The organism is Pandoraea faecigallinarum, assembly GCF_001029105.3.
Classification (GTDB): Bacteria; Pseudomonadota; Gammaproteobacteria; order Burkholderiales; family Burkholderiaceae; genus Pandoraea; species Pandoraea faecigallinarum.
On sequence record NZ_CP011807.3, the window covers coordinates 123,626 to 145,170 of the forward strand.

Below are 21,545 nucleotides of genomic sequence, written 5' to 3' on the forward strand. Positions count from 1 at the left end.
GTTCATGGGGTGCAAACGTGCAACGCGTTACCCAATTGCGCACCGATGGTCAGTGACCTGAAGAAGCGACCAGAGGCAGTGAGCTTGCAGCAACGACTTGCAACGTCCGGGGCCTTATCCCTATCCGCCATATTTATTATGATAAATAGGATGGATTTGATCGTAGGTATAATGCTTTTTCGTGTCAATCGGAAAAAATTCCCGGCGGGCACGCGCCGGGATGATCGGGTGGGCGAGCAATGACGAGCAATTTCGGGCGATTCGTGCGTGAACAGACTCCTGAGGCACCACATGGCATTGGATGCACAAACGGGGCGAGAGCCGTTGGAAATCAAACAACAAAAACGCGGCGATCTGGTCGCCGAAGCCATCAAACGCCTGATTACCGAAGGCAATCTATTGCCGGGCGATCGCCTGCCGCGCGAAGTCGAATTGCAGCAGATGTTCGGCGTGTCGAAGAGCACCATTCGCGAGGCGCTCAAGTCGCTCGAAGTGCAGGGGCTCATCAAGGTAAGCACGGGGCCGTCCGGCGGCGGCATGGTCGTGGAGGTGCCGCTCGAGCGCACGTTCCAGCTCATGCAGAACTATCTCTTCTTCAAGGAAGTCAGCATCGACGACATCTATACGGTGCGTCAGTTGCTGGAGCCCGAACTTGCCGCCGGTGCCGTGCCGCATCTGACCGAAGCGGACTTCGCGGCGCTGGAGAACAACATGACATGTTGCAGCCCGGCGTCGCACGATCGCCGCGAGTTGCTGCGCCAGCGTCAGGCCGACGTCGACTTTCACGACATCCTCGCAGCCGCCAATCCCAATAGCTTTCTGCGTTTCACTTGCGAACTCGTCAACGAAATGATTCGCCAGCTGATCGTGTTCGGTAACGAGACACCGCGTCGCGAGCATGAGAAATTCGGCACGGCCAACGTCAACATCCATCGGCAGATCACGGACGCGGCACGCGCTGGCGACGCCGGGCGCGTGCGCGAGTTGATGCACTTTCACATGCAGGAGGCGCGCACCTATATCAAGCGGATGAACGGCAAGCTGCGCGGCCGTCTGATTCTCGATTCGGACATCGCCGACATGCAGCAGCGTGTGCGCTCGCAGCTGGGAGCGAATGCGGCACCGGTCTCGCGCCGCAAGGCGAGCGCTGCCGAGGAGGGCGCGACGCCGAAGCGCGTGGCGCGAAAGGTGTCAGGTGAAGACGGCGTGAAATCCCCGCGCAAACGGCGCACGACGGCGAAATGACGTGTTACGGCAGCACGCAGGCCGGTTGCTGTTGCGTGCAGCAGTGAATGCCACCGCCGCGTTTCGCGATGGCGCACAGCGGCAGCTGCACGATGCGCCGTGCGGGAAACGCCTGTTGCACGACGGCGCGCGCGTGCGCATCGGCCGTGGCGTCGCCGAACGACGCCATCACCACCGCGCCATTCGGCAGATAGAAATTCACATATTCGGGCGCAAAGTCGGGGTCGTCGGCAAGGACGGCGGGCAGGGCGTCGAAGTCGGGCGCACGCAACAGGCCGATGTCGAAGTGACGTCCTTTGGCGTCGCGCGCAAGAAGCAGGGCGCGCAGGTTCTCACGGGCTTCGCGCGCCCACTCGTGATCGCCATCGGCGCCCGTCGCGAGTAACGCCCCGGGCCGCACGAAACTCGCGATGCCGTCGACGTGTCCGTCGGTGATGGCGTCCAGCGTCGATCCCGGCAACCACACGATCTGCGTCACCCCCAGCCAGTGGCGGAAGACCGCTTCCGCTTCACGACGCGTGAGCCCCGGATTGCGATTCTCGTTGAGGATCGACGTTTCCGTCGCGATCAGCGTGCCTTCGCCGTCGACGAGCAGCGAGCCGCCTTCGGCCACGAGAGCGGCGTGCGAGCAGCCGATGGGGGTGTCGACGGCGATCGCGCGCGCGACACGGGCCGCGACGTGGACGTCGGCGTCGATGGCCTGAAGCGCGGGCTTTCCCCATCCGTTGAAATTCCAGCACAGCGCGTGCGGCGTGAGGGCATCGTCAAGCAGGAAAGTCGGTCCGGTGTCGCGCATCCAGTGATCGTTCACGGGAATGGGATGCAGTGTGGCATTGGCGGGCAGGGCGCGATGCGCTTCGTCCAGATGCTCCGGATCGACGGCTACACGCAGCGGTTCGAACAGCGCAATGGCATGGGCGATGCGCGCCAGGTCGTCGAGTACCTGCCGCCGTTTCGTGCCATCGATCACTGTGTTGCCCGGCCACGCCATCCAGCACGCCGCGTGAGGATGCCACTCCGGCGGCATGTGCCAGTGGCCGATGGCGTTCGTGGCGGACGTACTCGTCGCGAGAGGCTTTCGTGAAAGTGCCGTCATGGGTCGCGCTGCCGTGAGAAAAATGCCGCCAGTGTAGGCGGCGTACGGCAGTCACGGACGGTCTTGGCGCCCTGACGGTTCTGCTAGGTGGACGCTCAGCCGCTTGAGCGCACGCACCTGACGCAGCGCTACCCTGAGGTCGCACGTCGAAATTAGGCCGATGCCTCCTTCGTCGTCCGTGAGCGGTTGTCCGTCGCGCTCGTAGACCACCAGCGCGCCGACGCCGATGGGCGTGTTGTACAACTCATGCCACGAGAACATGACGGTATAGCCGTCCGCGCCCTGCGCCAGCACGTACGCGCGCGTGAAGTCGCGCGCATGCGGCAGGCGCAACTGCGCGACGTCGAGCAGTGCGCTCAGGCGCACACCCTTGTACTCGCTCGCGCTGCGCACCTTGCGTCCGGACAGGCAGACCACGTCGAGCAGGCCTGTGAGCTGCGTCGGCAAACGCATGAGCGCGCAGAGATCGAAGGAATGATGGCGTTTGACGGCGCCCGTGACCACGACCTCATGCGACGTGAGCGGCGCAGGTGAAGGCGGGGTGGGGCTGACAGGTTTGAGCGGCGTGGGAGGAGCGGCCGGCGCACGCAAGGAGTCGATGGGCATGTCGGGTTCGGTGTATCGGCCTGGGGGAGCCGGTCGCTCGACTATAGCGGGCGGGCTTCCGGCGGACATACGGCGTGTCTGATAGCCGCTATTCACCACGGTGGCTCACGCGACGACTGGCGCGGCTTGCCGGTATCGACGGATGACCGGCAAGCCTTCGTGCGCGACGCCACGGACCGGCGTCGCGGATCGACGTCAGCTCCCGTAACGTGCCGTTTGCGCGTTGCGGGCCGCCGCCTCGGCGAGCGTGGCGCGCGCTTCCTGAACGTCCGCGAGCGTTTCGCCACCTTGCAGGGCGTCGAGGGCGTTGCGCAGAACGGCCATGCACTCGGCATCGGCCGGGGCGCCGGGTGCGTTGCCGCTCCCGAGCCGCAGCAGGCTGTGGGCCGCGCGAAGCGTGAGCATCGGCGACGCCTGCGCACGTGCGACCTGCAACGCGTGTTCGAGCCAGGGACGCACGGCGTCGTCGGGATGGTGTCCGGCCCGGAGGAAGTCGCCCTTCTGACGCAGGAATTCGGCTTGCCAGTGGCCGTCGTTGCGCCGCGCCGACAAATGCGCGCCACGCTCGGCGGCGTGCAGACCGAGCGCGATGTCGCCGGTGCCCGCGCAGGCTTCGACGAGCAGACCGAAGAACATCCCCTCGACCCCGCCCATGATTTCGCGCAGTCGCCCGACACTGTCCGTAATGCGTTCGAGACCGTTCACGTCGCCGCGTGAGGCGAGTGCCCAGCCCCGGATCGTCTGTCCGGCCAAAGCCCAGAGCGCCACACCGGTTTCCGAGGCCACTTCCGTCGCTTCGCTCGCCAGCGCTTCGGCGGGCGCGACTTCGCGGCGCAGGCGTCGCAGCATCGCGGCGAACACGAGCGCGAACGCAAAGGAGTACCGGCGGCCTTGCCGACGTCCCATTGCGAGGGCTTCCTCGCTCGCGGCGAGCGAGGCGTCGTGACGTCCCGTGAACCAGTACGCCCAGGACAGGAACGACAGGCCGGTGATGCGGGCATCTTCGCCGAGGCCGGTGTCCGCATGCTCGGAACGGTAGTGTGCAAGACCGGTCTCCAGCGCGGCGACCGCCCCGCCGAAGTCACCGTGGCAGCACAGGCTGTTGCCGAGCGCGTAGTATGCATGCGCGAGCAGCGGCGGCGAGCCGGCTTGTTCGGCAATGAGAATGAGCTTGCGCGCCAGATCGATGCTGCGCTCGAAATCGCTCCACGAACTGGAGCCGAGCCACAGTCCCCAGTAGACCGGGAACAGGGTGATGTCGTCGCCCATGGGCTGGGCGAGCGCCAGGGCCGTCTCGAAGTTGTGACGCGCAGGCTCCGAGCCGTAACCGTGCAGCGACACGAGCGGCACGCCCATCGCCATGCGCAGTTGCAGTTCGCGCGGCGCGGTCTGGGCGCTGGTGCCGGTTTGCCGCAGCACGTCGAGCGCACTCTGGTAATGGGCGCAGGCTTCGCGAAATGCCTGACGTCCCGTCGCATATTCGCCTGCGAGACGATAGTGCTCGATGGCTGCGTCCGGTTCGTCGGCCTGACGAAAGTGCCACGCGAGAACTTCGGGCTCGGTCTTGAACGATTCGTGATCGCGCATCGCCAGCGCGATACGGCGATGTGCATCCTGGCGGCGCTCCTGCGGCTGTGCATCGTAAGCGGCCTTGTGCAGCAGCGCGTGGCGGAAGACGTAGCGTCCCAGGTCCTGACGTTGCACGAGCGCGCAGGCGACGAGCGTGTCGAGCGCGCGCTCGACGAGCGCCATCGACCGGCCGCTGGCCGCCGCGAGCAACTCGGCATGAAATTCGTGGCCGAGGCACGACGCGAAGTGCACTACCGGTTTGGCGGTACCGGCTGCATCGATGCGCGCCATCATCAATTCCTGGAGGCTGGCGGGCATCGGCATGGAGGCAACGGCGTTGCGTGCGCCCTGTTGTGTTGCCGTGGCGCGCGCCAGCTCCTGGAGGAACAGCGGCACGCCCTCGGCCAGATGCACGATGCGCTCGCGCGTCGCCGCCGGAAGCGCCACGCGTGGCGTTGCCGCGCGCACGATGGACGCGGCGGCGCCCGCGTCGAGCGGCGCGAGATCGATGCGTCGCAAACCGACGGTGTGTCGCCACGGCATCTCGAATTCCGGGCGTGCCCCCACGATCAGGAGACGGCCGCCCGGCGCATTCTCCGCCATCACGGCCAGCAATTCCTGCGTGGAGGGGTCGGCCCAATGCGCGTCGTCCAGCGTAATGACGCCACCGTCCGGCAACAGCGACGCGAGCAGCGCCGGGGCTTCATCGAGAACCGCCTGCTTCCAGGCGTGCGGCACGTTGCCGTCGGCGTGCATGTCGAACAGCGCATGCAGACGTCGATGGGCGAGCAGCGCCGGTTGCGGAAGCTGGAACGCCTCGAGCGTCGATTGCGTGCGCAGCCAGCGCGCGATCGGATGAAATGGGGTGCCGGCGCCGTCCTGTGTGCATGCAAGGTCAATGGAGCGCAAGCCGCCCGCCTCGACGAAATGACGCATCAGCGCCGTCTTGCCAATTCCCGCTTCGCCGATCACAAGGGCAAGCACGCCATGGCCGGTGCTCGCGTCGCGCATCGCCGAGTGGGCGGCAGCGAGTTCGGCCAGGGCGGCGTCGCGGCCGAAGAGCATCGCGGCGCGGCGGCGCGAGCGTCGCTCGGGCGTCGGGTCGGGGTTGACGCGAAAGACCGGGATCTCGCGATTGCCGTGACGCTCGCGCACGCTGCCGTGTGGCGTCGTGGCAATGGCAACGCCGATGAGGCGCTGTGTCGCATCGCAGATGACGACCTCGCCGGGCAGCGCCATATCGGCCAACTGCGTGGCGGACCGTGAGACACGGCCGCCCGTGTCGGGGCTGTCGTCGGCAGCCGAGCTGATGACGAGCCCGGTGTGAACGCCCACACCGATCCCCACGCGCACGGTGCTGGTCTGCGCGCAGCGCATGGCCGCTTCCACGGCGTGACGCCCGGCGCCTTCGAGCGCGGTGGGGTAGCCGAAGTAACCGAGCAAGCCGCCGGTCGGCGTGCGCAGGGTGTAGCCCCACGATTGCCGCAGAATCGTTTCGCACTGCACGAGAGGCGGGCGCATCATCGCGACGAGCTGGTCGGGATCGTCGACACCGGTCGGTGCCAGTTCGATCGCCACGACGGTGAGCTGGCGGCGCTCCGGGCCGGTCGCGCGCTGTTCCATGCGTGCGGGCGGCGTCTCCAGCAACTGCGTGAGTGCTTCGCCGGGCAACTCGCCCAGTTCGTCGTGAAGGATCTCGCTCAGGCGACGGTATTCGGTCTCGGCTTCGTCGCGGCGTCCGGCGCGCAACAGCAGCGCGAGCAGACAGTGCCAGCCGGTTTCGTCGAACGGGGCAAGGGTGGCGAGCTGGCGCGCATGCGCGAGCGCCTGATCGAGGTCGCCCAGGCGCGCGTATCCATCCGCAAGCAAGCGCTCGCCGAAGACACGGCGGCGCTGATACTCGTCGCGTTGCAGTTCGATCCATTGTTCGAGGTCCGGCGTGTCGCGCACGGACAGGCCGTGCAGGAACGGGCCCTGATAAAGCGCGACGGCGTCGGCCAGATGTTGCAGATGCGCGGCCAGATCCAGACCTGTGACGGCATCGAGCGTGCGGCTGGCCTGCTCGATCATGCTGGCAAAGACGTGCGCGTCGATCCACAAACCGGTTTCGGGACGCAGGCGCACGACCTGACGGTCGGATTCGAAGAGTTCGTCGCCGAGGGTGTCGCGCAGGTGGAACAGCATGCGCTTGAGCTTGTCGCGACCACCCTGGCCGTCTTCATCGGGCCAGAACAGGTCGGCCAGTGCGCCGCGCGTGTGATAGCCCGGTTGCAGGGCGAGATAGGCGAGCAAGCCGCGCGCTTTCGTGTACTTCACGGCGCAGGCCTTTTTGCCTTGTTCGACCCGCATCGGTCCGAGCAGGTAGAGCGATCTGTTGGCTTGCATTGTCCCAGGACGGCAAATAAGCAAAACCGGCGAGCCCGAGAGGGCGTTCGCCGGTGCTGCGAATTTCATGATGTCATCGCGTCAGACCGACGCATCCGGAGCGCCCGCGCGACAGTCGAGGCTGTCGCCGGGCCGGACCTGGGCCAAGCTGACGAGACGCCAAGGCCGTTCCGGGGGGGCTCCGGCCGAATGCTTCAGGTATGACAGACCGAAGTATAAACAGGAGTCTGAAATTCGTCGGAAATACCTTCAAAAATCATTCGCGATTACCCGCGGGAAAATGCGGATCCGGCATCAGGCCGGTGCTTGCCAGAGCGTGACATCGGCGGCGTCGACACGCTTTGGCAACAATCCTGCCTGCGTGAAGACGTCGGCAATGCGCTGCTGCTCGGCGATGGCTTCGCGCACGACCGGTTGCACGTCGTAGCTGCGGCGCCTGTTCGCCGCTTCGACGGTCGCGGTGTCCAGCCCCCACACCGGCGAGAGTTGCGCTGCGGCTTCACGCGGGGTGGCACGTACCCACTGACCGGTCTCGCGCAGCACACGGTAAACCTCGCGCAGCACGGCGTCGTGGTCACGCGCGAACGCGGGAGTGGCAAGGTAGTAGCGTTGATAGCCCGCGAGCCCGCGCGCGGTAGTCAGCGTGCGAACTTTGTCCTGACGCTCCACGCTGGCCACGAACGGATCCCATGTGACCCATGCGTCGACGTTGCCGCTCGCGAACGCAGCGCGCCCGTCAGCGGGCGTGAGGTAGGCGGGCTGCACGTCGGTGATTCGCAATCCGACGCTTTGCAACGCCGCGATGAGCAAGTAATGAACGCCCGCTCCCTTCGTGACGGCGATGCGTTTGCCTTTCAGGTCCGCAAGCGTCCTGAGCGGCGAATGCTCAGGGACGAGAATCGCTTCGGCGTCGGGGGAAGGGGTCTCGCGCGCGACGTAGGCGATGCGGGCGCCCGCCGCCTGGGCGAACACGGGCACGGTATCCGCGACGTCCGCCGAGAAGTCGATGCTGCCCACGTTCAGCGCTTCGAGCAGCGGCAGTCCGCTCGTGAATTCATGCCATGCAAGCGAGACGTTGAGCGGGGCGAGCGCTTGCGCCAGCGTGCCGCGTGTCTTGGCGAGCACCGTCAATGTCGACGACTTCTGGTAGCCGATGCGCAGTGTCAGCGGCGTGTTGGCCGCGCGGGCGTTGCCGCTGTGTGTCAGCCCCCCCGCCACGCCGAGCGCGTTGACCAGACCGCCCGCGAGCATTGCGGTGCCGGCGCCGCGCAGGAAGCGACGGCGCGCCGGGTGCTGCGCGACGAAGTCGTCGGCGTTGGTGTGGGCGGCTGACGGGGCGTGGGCGGAGTCGGGTGGGCGGCGGATCATGGTGAAGTCGTGACGTGGCAGAAGGGGTAGAAAGAAGCGTTCGAGGTGTCGGCGCGTTGCGCCGTCTCGACTTTTATCGCGATGCCCTGCGCTCACGCCAATAAGCAATCCGACTTTGAATAGCGATGGCGACGTCATATCGATATTCGCCGAGCGCCCGCTTCGGTCGACCTGGCCTATAGGGATCGATCGGGCCGATATGCAAGCTATGCGCGCCATCCAAGACACGCCCCGTCCATGCGCCGGAACCCGCCCGCCCGACGCGTCAACGAAGATTCATCTTGTCTGATGAAACCAGCGAAGGCCGTAAAAAGCGGCCAATTCGACGAAAAGCCGCGCGACCGTTGCGTCGTCTTTCCTAGGGAAAACCCGCGGATTCGGGTGCGGAATGCGGCGAAAAGCGAGTCACTGTCGATGAAATAATCCAAGTGCTTTCATTGTCTTACTGCGCACCTGCACCGTCTTGGTGCTGGGATGTTACGGCGTATTACCGAAGGACTTGGCGCTTCAGCGAGATACCGCTGTGAGTGCGTCTTGAAATGAAAATCATTCTTATTTATATTTGCGCCCCAGATCGCGTCCCGCGCATTTCCGGTCCATCGCTCACTCGCACACCACTCCACTCGCTCACACGGTTCACGCCGCACCCAAACCATCATGATGCAACGCAAGCCGCTGGCCCTGGCGATGATGGCGCTCTTCGCAGCGCCGCTCGCCGTCACGTACGCTACGCCCGCCATGGCGCAAACTCCCGCGCCCAATGCCGACACCGCCACGAGCGCCACGCCCGCCACGACCGCGGCGCCCGCCGCCGCGTTGCCGCAGACCGAAGTGTCGGGGGCGTCGATTCGCGAGGAGTATCAGCGCGACGTGTCCACCGTCGGCGGCAAGATACCCACGGCGATCCGCGACATCCCGCAATCGGTGACGGTCATCGACAAGGCGGTCATGCAGGCACAGGGCGCGACGTCGTTCGCCGACGCGCTGCGCAATTCGCCCGCCATTACGCTTGGTGGCGCGGAAGGCGGCCAGATCGGCAACAACATCAACCTGCGCGGGTTTTCCGCGCGTACCGACATCTATCTCGACGGTTTCCGCGATCGCGGTCAGTATTACCGCGACACCTTCAATCTCGACGCCATCGAAGTGCTCGAAGGGCCGTCGTCGATGTTGTTCGGCCGGGGATCGACCGGTGGTGTCATCAATCAGGTGAGCAAGCAGGCGAACCTCAAGCCGCTCAACGAAGTGTCGGGCACGATCGGCACTAACGACCGGTACCGCGCCTCGTTCGACCTCAATCGTCCGCTCTCGGATACCGCCGCGTTTCGCATCAATGGTTTCGGCCAGGACATTCACACGACGCGCGACGTGATGTTCAACCAGGACTGGGGCGTTGCGCCGACGCTCAAGCTGGGCATCGGCACGCCCACGCAAATCACGCTCTCCGCGCTGATCGAACACAATCGCGACATGCCCGACTACGGCACCGTCGGATATAACGGCAGCCCGCTGCCGATCTCGAAGCGCCAGTTCTATGGGCTGACGACCGACCGTACGGTGCAGGACATCATGAGCTTCACGGCCAAAATCGAACACAAGGTCGACGACAGCCTGAAGATTACGAACCAGACGAACTACAGCCGCTACGTTACCGACGCCATCGAGACCTCATCGCATGCGGTCGGCATCTCCAACGGGAAAGGCGGCTTCACGACCCTGCCGGTGGCGCCCACGGCGGGCATTCCGTCGTACTCGCTCGACCAGCTCTTCGTGCAGTTGCAAAGCCATGACCGGCAGATCACCGACACAGCGCTGTTCAACCAGACCGACGTAGTGAAGACGTTCGAGACCGGGCCGTTCAGGCACACGCTCATCGCCGGTGCCGAGTTCGGGCGCGACACCTATGAGAACCAAACGTATCTGCGCACGGGCGCCGGGCAGTCGTCGGGCTTCCTCGGCTGGATTCCGGCCAGCAGTACGGCGTATTACGCAAGTCTGCCGAACGTCACGACGTCCACCGGGAACTTCGCTCAGGGCTCGGCCGAGACGGTGGCCTTCTATGCAAACGACACGCTCGAACTCACCAGACAATGGAAGATCGTGGGCGGTTTGCGCTGGGATCGCTACAAGGCGCAACTCTCGAACAGCCTTAGCTCGCCGGGTTATGCCACGCAGACGGTCAACTACACGAGCGTTCGCACGGGACTGATCTACCAGCCGAGCGAGGCGCAGTCCTACTACTTCTCGTATGGCACGTCCTTCAACCCGTCGCTCGAAGCGCTGACCGTCACCAACAATACGCAGGCATTGCCGCCAGAGACGAACGAGTCGTTCGAAGTCGGCAGCAAGTGGAATCTGTTCGACGACAACCTGTCAATCAACGCCGCGCTGTTCCAGGTCACGAAGAACAACGCGCGCACGCAGACCGGCACGACGGGCGAATTCACCAACGCGGGCAAGGTTCGTATTCGCGGTGCGGAAGTGAGTGCGACCGGACACATCACGTCGAACTGGCAGGTGATGGGCGGCTACATGTTCCTGAACTCGCAGGTCGTTCAGGCGAACGACGGCACGCAAGGCAACGTGCTCGCTAACACGCCGCGCCACTCGCTCACCCTGTGGTCGACGTACACGTTGGGCCACTGGGAAGTCGGCGGCGGCATGAACTACATGTCGATGCGCTACGCGGCGAACACGAATCTGATTCGCGTGGGCGGCTACACGCGCTGGGACGCCACCGTGGCCTACCATCGACCCAGGTATGATATTCGCCTGAACCTGCTCAATGTTTTCAACAAGACGTATTGGGACGGGCTGGTCCAGTCCGATGGCGGGCGCGCCACTCCGGGTATCGGTCGCACGGCGCTGCTCACCGGTACGTACCGGTTTTGAGCGACTCATGCATCTCTTGGAAGGACGCCGCGCATGCTGCTTCGAATCCCGAATGTCCTGAGCGCCGACCAGGTGCGCTGGGTCCGCGCAAAGCTCGACAACGCGGGCGATGCCTGGGTCGACGGACTCGCCACGGCGGGTTATCAGGGCGCACCCGTCAAACAGAACCAGCAGATCGACGAACACTCGTCGGTCGCGCGCGAATTGGGCGATGTGGTTCTCGGCGCACTTGAGCGTCATCCGCGTTTCATCAGTGCGGCGTTGCCGAACAAGGTCTATGCGCCGATGTTCAACCGCTACGGCGAAGGGATGCACTTCGGCGATCACGTGGACGGCGCGATCCGGCTCCAGCCGGGCAGCGGCATGCGCATCCGCACCGACATCTCCGCGACACTGTTTCTCGCATCACCGCACGAGTACGACGGTGGCGAACTGGTCATCGAAGACCAGTACGGTGCGCATCTGGTCAAGCTGGCCGCGGGCGACATGGTGCTGTATCCGGCCACAAGTCTGCATCGCGTGAATCCGATCACGCGCGGCGTGCGCGTCGGCTGTTTCTTCTGGGTGCAGAGTCTCGTGCGTGACGACACACAGCGAACGTTGCTGTTCGACATGGACAACGCGATTCAGCGCCTGAATTCGACGAACGCCGACGAGACCGCGCGCCGTACGCTCGTGGGCTGTTACCACAACTTGTTGCGGGTCTGGAGCGAGACCTGATGCAAAAAACGCCCGTCCCCGCTAACTGCACGAAGGGACGGGCGTTCCACAACATGCCAGGCAGTCGTGCCTGGCGGCGCTGGCCTCGCGCTTATTGTGCCTGGCCGGCAGGGGCCGGAGACGGTGCCGGTGCGGGGGCGCCGTTGTGCGTCTGGCCGCGACGCTGCATCGCCTTTTCGTGCCACGCCTTCATCTTGGTCCAGCGTGCCTTGATGGCATTGCTCACGATCGTCTTCTGGTCGTTGTTCAGGCCGTTGTATACGTTCAACCAGGCGTCTTCGGTCTGGCTGCGAAGCTGGCGGTTCTGATCGAACACCTTCTCGCGGGCGGCACGCAGGCCGGCCAGATCGAGGACTTGCTGGTCCTTCGTCTGCGCGATCATCTGACGGAACTGCTCGCCGTTTTTGCGCATGGCCTCGCGATTGCGCTTCGAGGTTGCGACGGCCTGCTGCCAGGCTTGCTCCTGCTGCGCGTTGAGCTTGAGCTGATCGTGCAGCTTGCTGATGTTACCCAGGCCCCAGGGGCCGTGGTCGCCGCGCATGTGGTGCATGGCGGCGTGCGGTCCGGTGGCCGGCGCAGCGGTGTCGGCGGCATGGGCGACGCCGAACATCGCGGTGGCGGCAACGATGGCCGACGCGGCGGCGATCTTCAGTTTGCGCATGGTATTGACTCCTATCGATACTGCCGGAATTGGCAGCTTCAGAGTAAGTCATCCGTCGGCCCAACAAGTTGCAAAGTGCAACGGCTGTATTACCCAGCGTTACGAGCGCCCGCATTCGCAACATTCCGAAACGACTCGGCCCGCCTTTGAACGACCTTGCGAAGGCATCGTCGAAAGGCGGGCCGGCATGACGTCGACGTGACAAGGTGCGTGACGGTCAGTTCCCGTTTAGAGGGCTTCGTCGATCAGTCCCAGGCGCCGCGGCCGCCCGACACGCTGTACCGGCCGGCGCCGAAGAGCATCACGCACAGGCCCATGAACAGATAGAAGCCTTGAAGCTCCAGCGCCCAGCCGCCGGTCTTCGACAGATCGCCCAACTGGCTGAGGTGAACCAGCCCGAACGCGACGATCATGTTGCCCACGACCAGCAGCCCGCCCAGACGCGTGAGCACCCCGAGGATCAGCAGGACCGGGGCGAGCACTTCGCCAAGATAGGCGCCATAGGCAAGAAACGACGGCAGACCGTGCGACGTGACCATGCCCTCGATGAAGCCGACACCGTTGATGACTTTGTTGACGCCGTGAAACAGCAGCAGGATACCGAGGGTAAGACGCAGGATCAGTTTGCCGAGATCGTCTCTGGTGCTCTGCATGATGAAGGCTCCTTCTTGACTCGCTTGTTCGCGTAAGGGGGCTGACAGTAACGGAGTGGCACGCTTCCGGATCCGGATAGCAGCAGACGGGAGGGCGTGCCGGCCAAATGGGCACCACTGTATCAAATCGTTACGGCGCTGTCTGCGGGTGTCCCAACGATTCCATGGGCACAGCGCCGCATGAGGGCGACGCCCGGATTACAAGCCGTTACTTTTCGGACTGCCGCGTGTCACGAAGCGCGCCGGCGCGCTGCGCGAGCGCATAAGCGTTCGGCGTTCGGTACCGCGTTGTGACCCCCAGTCGCCGCCCTCCACCCGGATGGCGCCGTTGTTTTGCGGCTATCATCGGCGTCACGATAACGACAGTGGCGATGGAGGATGGTCAGGATGGAACTGGTGCAAGCGCAGAAGATGCTCGAAGAACTCGTCTCGCCGTGGGTGCGGCAACTGAATTTGCAGATCGAGGCGGTGGGGCCGGAGCAAAGCGAGTTGCGGATGCCGTTCGATGCGGCGTTCAGGCACAGCGGTGGTGTGATTTGCGGGCAGACGTTCATGGCCGTGGCCGATACCGCAATGGTGGTGGCGCTGTCCGCGGCGCTGGGCGGTTTCCAGCCCATGACGACGGTCACGCTCAATACGCAGTTCATGCGGCCAGTGACTGACGGCGATCTGCGCGTGATCGCGCGGATCTTGCGTCGAGGCAAGAATCTGGTGTTCGGCGAGATCGAGATCTTCGACGCATCGGGCAGGATGGCCGTGCACGCAACGACAACTTACGCGCTGCTGTGACGGCGCAACAGCACACCGGGGGGCCACGTGTTCGATCAGATCGTCTTTGCCGGCGGCGGGAATCGCTGCTGGTGGCAAGCGGGATTCTGGGAGCGCGTCACGCGTGAGATGCCGCTGCGTCCCCGCGTCATTGCCGGGATTTCCGCAGGCGCGGCCACGGCGTGCATGTTGCACATGCGGGCGCCCGACTGGGTGATGGATTACTACCGGCGGGCGCTCGCGCACAATCGCAAGAACGCCTATTGGGGCAACCTGCTGCGGCGTGAGCGTGTGTTTCCGCACTACGCCATCTATCGTCAGGCGCTGCTCGACATCTACGACGGTCAGCTCGACAAGCTCGCCGCGGGACCGGAGATTCGCGTGGGCGTGTCGCACATCCCGCGCTGGCTCGGACCGCGCACGGCGACAGCAGCCGGTCTGGTCGCGTACAACATCGACAAACACTGGCGGCGAACGCTGCATCCGACGCTCGCGCGCAGTCTCGGCTTTCGCCCCGAATTCCTGCGGGCGCAGGACTGCCGCACGACCGACGAACTGGCCGACCTGATGCTGCAATCGTCATGCACGCCCCCGTTCACGCCGATTCTGCGGCGCAATGGCCGTGCCGTGCTCGATGGCGGCATGGTCGATAACGTGCCCGTTGACGCGCTCGACGCCACACCGGGGCAGGTGCTGGTACTGGTCACGCGCCGCTACCCGCGTCCGCAGATCTTCACGCGGCATCACGCAGGGCAGGACCGGCTGTATGTGCAGCCATCGGCGCCGGTGCCGATTTCAAGTTGGGATTACACGCGGCCCGAAGCGATGGGGCCGGCGTATGCGCTGGGCGCCAAGGACGGCGAGACGTTTCTGCGACACCTGGATTCGATGCGGTAGGCGCCTCGCCGGCCCTGCGCCGGCGCCACGGTCGCGGCATGCGCGATGCGTGACGGCGCCTGAAGATTCGTTGGCTGCGGCCTAGCGTCCGAAGCCGAGCAGGGCGGCCGGGTTCGCAACGTGCGAGCGGTCGCCGTTCAGGAAGTTGACGATGTTCTCGAACGCCACGCGGAAGTACAGTTCATAACTCTCGCGCTCAACGTAACCGATGTGCGGCGTGCAAACGCAATTCTCGAGACGCAGCAACGGATTGCCTTGCAGGATCGGCTCGCTTTCAAATACGTCGATGGCCGCCATGCCGGGACGCCCCCGATTGAGCGCCGTGATGAGCGCATTCTCTTCCAGCAGTTCAGCGCGGCTCGTGTTCACGAACAGTGCGGTCGGCTTCATTTGCAGCAGGTCTTCGAGTTTGACGAGATGCCGTGTCTCGTCGTTCAGACGCAGGTGAAGCGACAGCACGTCGCTTTGCGTGAACAGTTCCTCCTTGCTGTTGGCGACGCGCAGGCCGTCGGCCGCGGCGGCTTCGCGCGAACCCTCCCGTCCCCACACCATCACTTCCATGCCGAACGCCTTGCCGTAGCCGGCGATCAGACGACCGATCTTGCCGTAGCCCCACAGGCCGAGCGTCTGACCGCGCAGCACCTGCCCCAGCCCGAAGTTCGGCGGCATGCTCGACGACTTCAGGCCGGATTGCTGCCAGGCGCCGTGCTTGAGGCTGGAGACGTACTGCGGAATGCGGCGTTGGGCGGCCATGATCAGCGCCCAGGTGAGTTCGGCCGGTGCGACGGGAGAGCCGACGCCTTCGAGCACGGCCACGCCGCGCGCGGTGCAGGCGTCGATGTCGATGTGATTGCCGGCACGACCGGTCTGGCTGATGACACGCAGACGCGGCAGTTTGTCGATGAGCTGGGCGGTGATGGCGGTGCGCTCACGCACCAGAACCAGCACTTCGGCTTCGCCGACGCGCGCGGCAAGCTGTCCGACGCCTTTTACCGTGTTGTTGAAGACCTTGACGTCATGACCGGCGAGAAGTGAGAAGCAATCGAGCTTGCGAACGGCGTCCTGATAGTCGTCGAGAATGGCAATTTTCATGGCAAAACGTAATCGAATCGGCGCAGAACCGGTGTTCTGCGCCGACGGAATCATTGTCGGAGGCCGCCGCGGCGGGCGGGCGTACTGGTCGTTGACATGGACGGCACCCCAAGGCACGCACCGGAGCAATCCCGCGGGCAGACCCTTCGCCGACCTTGTTGCGACGCAGCACCGGCGCAATTTGCGCGGTGGTATGCTGACGCCTCGTTTTGCATAGTATGGCAGGTGTCCTGGCAACCATGGCGAAACCGCCTCAACACGATGGCAAAAAATCGAACCCACCCCACAAAAGCAAGTCGGATCTGGTGAGCGAGACGCTTGATGCGCACGTATCGGTGCGCGTGTTGCCTTCTGCCTTTCCGCGTGTGCCGCCGTGCGCGTTCGATGAGCCGTATGGCATGCACCACGCTCCGTATTTCCCGCGGCCCGGGACGGCGTGCGCATTCGTGACGTCGACGACATGCGCCGTCGGTATCCACCGGGGCAGTGACGCTCGTCCGGTATCCCCAACCGGATGGACGATCCGGCAACGCAAGGCGTCCGGCAAGACGCCTTGCACGACGTCTCGCATGATGTCCCGCATGACGCCCGCACGGTGCCCGCATCACAGGACGGCCGGTGTTCGCACTCACCGGCGACGCAACGTCCGCTTCGATTTATCGACTCTGCATGGAGACAACCCCCATGACCCAAGCTAGTCTGAGCGCCACCGCGCTCAATGCCTCTTCCTCGTCCAATGTTGCCACGCGTGAGCTGCCCGGCTGGGTGCGACACCGCAAGCTGATCGACTGGGTCTCGCATATCGCGTCGATCACCCAGCCGGAGCGTGTCGTCTGGTGCGATGGTTCGCAGCAGGAGTACGACCGTCTGTGCGAGCAGATGGTCGCCGCCGGAACGATGAAGCGGCTCAACCCCGCCAAGCGCCCGAACTCGTTCCTCGCGCTGTCCGATCCGTCGGACGTCGCGCGCGTGGAAGACCGCACGTTCATTTGCAGCGAAAAGCGTGAAGACGCCGGCCCGACCAATCACTGGATCGATCCGGCCGAGATGCGTACGACGCTCGACGGGCTGTTCCAGGGCTGCATGCGCGGGCGCACGATGTATGTGGTGCCATTCTCGATGGGGCCGCTGGGTTCACCGATCGCTCACATCGGTGTGGAGCTGTCCGATACGCCGTACGTGGCGGTGAACATGCGCATCATGACGCGCATGGGCCGCGCCGTATACGACGTGCTGGGCGACGACGGCGAGTTCGTTCCCTGCGTGCACACCGTCGGCAAGCCGCTCGCGGCAGGCGAGAAGGACGTCGCGTGGCCGTGCAACAGCACGAAGTACATCGTTCACTTTCCGGAAACGCGTGAGATCTGGAGCTACGGCTCGGGCTACGGAGGCAATGCTCTGCTGGGCAAGAAGTGCTTCGCGCTGCGCATTGCATCGACGATGGGTCGCGACGAAGGCTGGCTCGCCGAGCACATGCTGATCCTCGGCGTGACCTCGCCGCAGGGCAAGAAGTATCACGTGGCCGCGGCGTTCCCGTCCGCGTGCGGCAAGACCAATTTCGCGATGCTGATTCCGCCGAAGGGCTTCGAAGGCTGGAAGGTCGAGACCATCGGCGACGACATTGCGTGGATCAAACCGGGCAAGGACGGCCGTCTGTATGCCATCAACCCGGAAGCCGGCTTCTTCGGCGTGGCGCCGGGGACGAGCCAGAAGACGAACCCGAACGCGCTGGCGACGCTCGGCGAGAACGTGATCTTCACGAACGTCGCGCTCACGGACGACGGCGACGTGTGGTGGGAAGGGCTGACCGACACGCCGCCCGCGCATCTGATCGACTGGCAGGGCAAGGACTGGACGCCGGAGAGCGCGAAGGAAACGGGCCGCAAGGCAGCGCATCCGAACTCGCGTTTCACGGCGCCTGCATCGCAGTGCCCGTCTATCGACGCCGACTGGGAAAATCCCGCCGGGGTGGCGATCGATGCGTTCATCTTCGGTGGCCGTCGCTCGACTACGGTGCCGCTGGTCACGGAAGCCCGCGACTGGACGGAAGGGGTGTACATGGCCGCGACGATGGGCTCCGAGACGACCGCCGCGGCCGCCGGTCAGCAGGGTGTGGTGCGTCGCGATCCGTTCGCGATGCTGCCGTTCTGCGGCTACAACATGGCCGACTACTTCCAGCACTGGCTCGATACCGGGGCGCGTCTGGGCAAGACCGGCGCCACGCTGCCGAAGATCTACTGTGTGAACTGGTTCCGCAAGGGGGCCGACGGCAAGTTCGTGTGGCCGGGCTTCGGCGAGAACATGCGCGTGCTGGCGTGGATGCTCGGCCGCATCGACGGCATGGCACAAGGCGTGGAAAACGCGTTCGGCATCACGCCGCGCTACGAAGATCTGAACTGGAACGGGTTGTCGTTCACACCGGCGCAGTTCGAAGACGTGACGTCGATGGACGCCGCCGCATGGCGCGAAGAGCTGAAGCTTCACGCCGAACTGTTCGACACACTCAAGCATCGTCTGCCGCAGGCGCTGCTCGATACGAAGGCCGATATCGAGCGTCGCCTGAAGTCGTGATGGCGACGTGATCCGGACGTGATTTGTCCGAAGTGCACGGGGTGACGCGCTGGATCGCGCGTCGGCCCGGATGTACGGCACGATCCCGCCGGGCGCAAACCCGGCGGGATTTTTTTCGTCTTGTGAACCTTCCGAAAGGCATGCGGGGCAAGGCGTTTGCCGGTTTTCGAAAGTCGTCCGGTGCTAGCATTTCTCACGCCGTTCGAGTGTTCGTTTCGAACCTCGATTGTGGTTTCTGCACGGAAGGAGATGCCTGATGCACATGATGTTGATCGAAGGAATCGACGAGCAATTGATGCGGTCGATCGAGTCGCGCGCGGCGCAAGGCGGGCGAACGCCGGAAGAGGAGGTGCTGCAAATACTGGACAGGGTCGCGCGCGTTCCGCGGTTTCGCACCTTGGGAGAAGCACTCCGGGCGATGCCGAATGTCGGTCTGGATAGCGACTTCGAACGAATCAATTAAGTTGATTGAATCCCAATGTATCTGCTCGATACCAATGTGATCAGCGAGAGCCGCAAGGGCGGCGGTGGCGATGAGGGCGTTCAGCGCTTCATGAGAATGACGGATCGGCATCATGCGCAACGCTTCTTGTCCGTCATCACGATGGGCGAGTTGCAGCGAGGCGTGAGATTGCTTCGGCACCGGAACGATGCTCGACAAGCGTCGCTGGTCGAGTCCTGGCTGGAGCAACTCCATATCGAATATGCCGAGGACATCCTGCCAATCGATTTGGCGATCTGCAACGTTTGGGCGCGCATGCGCGTACCCGACCCGCATCATCCCATCGATAAGCTGATCGCCGCCACGGCGCTGGTGCACAAGCTCGTCGTGGTCACGCGCAACGTGAAAGATTTCACCAACGTGGGGGTCGAAGTTTACAACCCCTTCCTGCAGTAGGGCCATGGGCGGTTACAGCGAAAAGCGGACCGCCTTCGTCCTACAGCCGGTTCTCCACCGCGAACTTGATCAGCTCCGCTTGCCCTTCGATGCCGAGTTTGCGTTTGATATTGAGTCGATGGGTTTCCACGGTTCGGACGGAGAGGTCCATTTCGGTCGCGATCTGCTTGTTCGCCAGACCGTGCGCGATACGGGTGAGAATTTCACGCTCGCGCGGCGTGAGCGAATCGATCGGGGCATGCAAAGTCGACGCCTGCACCACGCGTGCCGCGATGGCCGCGCTGTAATAGGCCTCCCCGCGAGCAACGCGTTCGATGGCCGTCACGATTTCGTGGGCGGGAGCGTCCTTGAGCACGTAACCGCGCGCGCCGGCCCGCACTGCCTGACGCACGTATTCCGCGTTGTCGTGCATCGAGAGAATGAGCACGGCGATGTGTGGAAACTGATCGCGAAACTGTGCCGTGAGTTCGATGCCGTTTGTGCCGCGCATGCTGATGTCCATCAAGGCGAGATCGGGCGACGAGGTCTTGGCCCGCGCGAGTGCCTCCTGTGCGTTGCCCGCTTCGCCCACGACCTGAAGGTTGGGTGAGGCGTCGAACCGGGCGCGCAGGCCGTCGCGCACGAGCGGATGATCGTCGATCAGCAGGAGTCGGATGGAAGGTGTGTGCATCATTTGCGGGAGGTTGCGCGAAGCGCCGCTTTCACGGCAGCAGGCGTGAGTGGCACCCACGCGCTGATGGTGGTCAGGCCCGGCCACGACTGAATGCCGAGTGCACCGCCGGCCGCATCGAGACGCTCGCGCATGTTGCGCAAGCCGATGCCGTGGCGCGGGTCGTGGTGCACGTCGGTCACGTCGAAACCGCGTCCGTCGTCGGCAATCGACAGATGAATGCCGTCGGGTTTGAAGATGAGCAGAATCGAAACGCGCGACGCCTGTGCATGGCGTTCGATGTTCGTCAATGCCTCCTGCGCGATGCGATAGAGCATTGTCTTGATGTTGTCGTCGAGGGCAGGCGCCTCGCCTTCGACGTTCATCTCGACAGGCAGCCCCGCGTGTGAACCGAATTCGCGCGCGAGCTGGTCGATGGCCGCCGCGAGACCCAGATCGTCGAGCATGGCCGGGCGCAGCGCCTGGGAGATTCGCCGGACTTCGCCGAGCGTGCCGTTCAGGCGGTCGATGGCGACCCCGAGCGTTGTGCTGGCGGCGGCGGGCGACCCCGGCAGGCGCATCGACGCGGATTCGAGCAGGAGTTTGACGGACACCAGCAACTGGCTGATGCCATCGTGCAATTCGCGCGAGATGCGCGAGCGCTCCAGTTCCTGCGACTCCACGACCTGGCGGGCGAGCTGGCGCAGTTTTGCGTCCGCAGTCTTGAGTTCGGTGATGTTCACGACCAGACCGCACAGACCGACGATGGCAAGGCATGACGAAGCGATAAGCGTGATCCAGATCAGCGTGCGATCGATGTTTGACTGGGCGCGTTCGTCCGACGCACGCAAGGTGGCCTGCACGTCGTCGAGATAAATGCCGGTGCCGATCATCCAGTTCCAGCGTGGCAGCGCGATCACGTAGCCCAGCTTCGGCGTCATCTGCTGGCGCGACGGTTTTTCCCAGGCGTACTGGACGTAGCCGCCGCCACCGCGGGCGGCCGCGATCAGACGCTGGATGGTGGGCGCGCCGGATTCGTCCTTGAGCGACCACAGGTTGTGGCCGACGAGTTCGGGCTGGCGGGGATGCATGAGGCTGCGGCCGTCGAGGTCGTAGACGAAGAAGTAGCCGTCCTTGCCGAACTCCATGCGTGCCAGGGTGGCGAGCGCAGCTTCGCGGGCGGCGGGCGTGTCTGGGCCGTTGTAAAGCGGTTCGATGGCGTTGCGCGCGAGACCGACGTAATGCAGCAGCTCGGCCCGCTTGTTGGCCAGCGATGTGGTTTCCACGGCTTCGTGCTGCGCGCGCGAGAGCTCGTTACCCTGGTGCCGCACGGCGAGCGCGATGGCAATCATCGCCAACGCGACCGGCAGTAGCGACAGGACGAAAAATTTCTGTCGGAGATTCATGGCGTTCGAACACCCCGCAATGCCGCGTTTCGCTAGTTTCTGGCCCTCGCACTACGTAATAGCACGTAG

General features: G+C 64.4%; 17 protein-coding genes. 8 read left to right on the forward strand and 9 right to left on the reverse strand.

The genetic code is table 11. From position 1 onward, the window contains the following. Positions 1–291 precede the first annotated feature (291 nt). Complete coding sequence (locus tag AB870_RS00515) at positions 292–1,245, forward strand: FadR/GntR family transcriptional regulator (RefSeq protein WP_237170017.1); 954 nt, start codon at positions 292–294, stop codon at positions 1,243–1,245. A 4-nt stretch (positions 1,246–1,249) separates the two neighbouring features. On the opposite strand, the gene AB870_RS00520 is transcribed toward AB870_RS00515, so the two are convergent. The 4 genes from AB870_RS00520 to AB870_RS00535 form a co-directional block, all read right to left on the reverse strand. Next, positions 1,250–2,341, reverse strand: coding sequence for an agmatine deiminase family protein (locus tag AB870_RS00520; protein ID WP_053059508.1), 1,092 nt, complete (start codon positions 2,339–2,341; stop codon positions 1,250–1,252). A gap of 51 nt (positions 2,342–2,392) precedes the next feature. Beyond that, on the reverse strand, positions 2,393–2,947 hold the full coding sequence (locus AB870_RS00525) for a molybdopterin-dependent oxidoreductase (protein WP_047906515.1): 555 nt from the start codon (positions 2,945–2,947) through the stop codon (positions 2,393–2,395). Between the two features lie 195 nt (positions 2,948–3,142). Then, complete coding sequence (locus AB870_RS00530) at positions 3,143–6,901, reverse strand: AAA family ATPase (RefSeq protein WP_047906516.1); 3,759 nt, start codon at positions 6,899–6,901, stop codon at positions 3,143–3,145. A gap of 294 nt (positions 6,902–7,195) precedes the next feature. After that, on the reverse strand, positions 7,196–8,152 hold the full coding sequence (locus AB870_RS00535) for an aliphatic sulfonate ABC transporter substrate-binding protein (RefSeq protein WP_053059731.1): 957 nt from the start codon (positions 8,150–8,152) through the stop codon (positions 7,196–7,198). A 774-nt stretch (positions 8,153–8,926) separates the two neighbouring features. On the opposite strand from AB870_RS00535, the gene AB870_RS00540 reads away from it, so the two are divergent. Both AB870_RS00540 and AB870_RS00545 read left to right on the forward strand, forming a co-directional pair. After that, positions 8,927–11,161: a TonB-dependent receptor gene (locus AB870_RS00540; protein ID WP_047906517.1), complete on the forward strand. Its 2,235-nt coding sequence runs from the start codon at positions 8,927–8,929 to the stop codon at positions 11,159–11,161. Positions 11,162–11,194: 33 nt separating this feature from the next. Beyond that, positions 11,195–11,881, forward strand: coding sequence for a Fe2+-dependent dioxygenase (locus tag AB870_RS00545; protein WP_047906518.1), 687 nt, complete (start codon positions 11,195–11,197; stop codon positions 11,879–11,881). 91 nt (positions 11,882–11,972) lie between these two features. Here AB870_RS00545 and AB870_RS00550 read toward each other — a convergent pair whose 3' ends face one another. Both AB870_RS00550 and AB870_RS00555 read right to left on the reverse strand, forming a co-directional pair. Further along, on the reverse strand, positions 11,973–12,542 hold the full coding sequence (locus AB870_RS00550) for a Spy/CpxP family protein refolding chaperone (RefSeq protein ID WP_047906519.1): 570 nt from the start codon (positions 12,540–12,542) through the stop codon (positions 11,973–11,975). 245 nt (positions 12,543–12,787) lie between these two features. Continuing rightward, positions 12,788–13,195, reverse strand: a complete 408-nt coding sequence (locus tag AB870_RS00555; protein WP_047906520.1) for a DoxX family protein — start codon at positions 13,193–13,195, stop codon at positions 12,788–12,790. Between the two features lie 387 nt (positions 13,196–13,582). On the opposite strand from AB870_RS00555, the gene AB870_RS00560 reads away from it, so the two are divergent. Further along, positions 13,583–13,984 carry a PaaI family thioesterase gene (locus AB870_RS00560; protein ID WP_047906521.1) on the forward strand — a complete coding sequence of 134 codons (402 nt, stop codon included), beginning with the start codon at positions 13,583–13,585 and terminating at the stop codon, positions 13,982–13,984. A gap of 27 nt (positions 13,985–14,011) precedes the next feature. Then, the gene (locus AB870_RS00565) at positions 14,012–14,860 is read left to right on the forward strand and encodes a patatin-like phospholipase family protein (protein WP_047906522.1); all 849 of its coding nucleotides are present in this window, start codon (positions 14,012–14,014) and stop codon (positions 14,858–14,860) included. An 81-nt stretch (positions 14,861–14,941) separates the two neighbouring features. Here the strand turns inward: AB870_RS00565 and AB870_RS00570 are convergent, their stop codons facing one another. Beyond that, a complete protein-coding gene (locus tag AB870_RS00570; RefSeq protein ID WP_047908624.1) occupies positions 14,942–15,952 on the reverse strand; it encodes a D-2-hydroxyacid dehydrogenase family protein in 1,011 nt (336 codons plus the stop codon). A 684-nt stretch (positions 15,953–16,636) separates the two neighbouring features. Here AB870_RS00570 and AB870_RS00575 point away from each other — a divergent pair. From AB870_RS00575 to AB870_RS00585, 3 genes are all read left to right on the forward strand, one after another. Continuing rightward, on the forward strand, positions 16,637–18,523 hold the full coding sequence (locus tag AB870_RS00575) for a phosphoenolpyruvate carboxykinase (GTP) (RefSeq protein ID WP_047906523.1): 1,887 nt from the start codon (positions 16,637–16,639) through the stop codon (positions 18,521–18,523). Positions 18,524–18,785: 262 nt separating this feature from the next. Continuing rightward, on the forward strand, positions 18,786–18,986 hold the full coding sequence (locus AB870_RS00580; protein ID WP_157112188.1) for a FitA-like ribbon-helix-helix domain-containing protein: 201 nt from the start codon (positions 18,786–18,788) through the stop codon (positions 18,984–18,986). Between the two features lie 15 nt (positions 18,987–19,001). Then, a complete protein-coding gene (locus tag AB870_RS00585; RefSeq protein WP_047906525.1) occupies positions 19,002–19,421 on the forward strand; it encodes a type II toxin-antitoxin system VapC family toxin in 420 nt (139 codons plus the stop codon). A 40-nt stretch (positions 19,422–19,461) separates the two neighbouring features. Here AB870_RS00585 and AB870_RS00590 read toward each other — a convergent pair whose 3' ends face one another. Then, positions 19,462–20,091: a response regulator transcription factor gene (locus AB870_RS00590; protein WP_047908625.1), complete on the reverse strand. Its 630-nt coding sequence runs from the start codon at positions 20,089–20,091 to the stop codon at positions 19,462–19,464. Then, entirely contained in the window at positions 20,091–21,476 is a 1,386-nt protein-coding gene (locus tag AB870_RS00595; RefSeq protein ID WP_047906526.1) for a cache domain-containing protein, read from the reverse strand. The genes AB870_RS00590 and AB870_RS00595 overlap by 1 nt, the downstream gene beginning before the upstream one ends. Positions 21,477–21,545 lie beyond the last annotated feature (69 nt).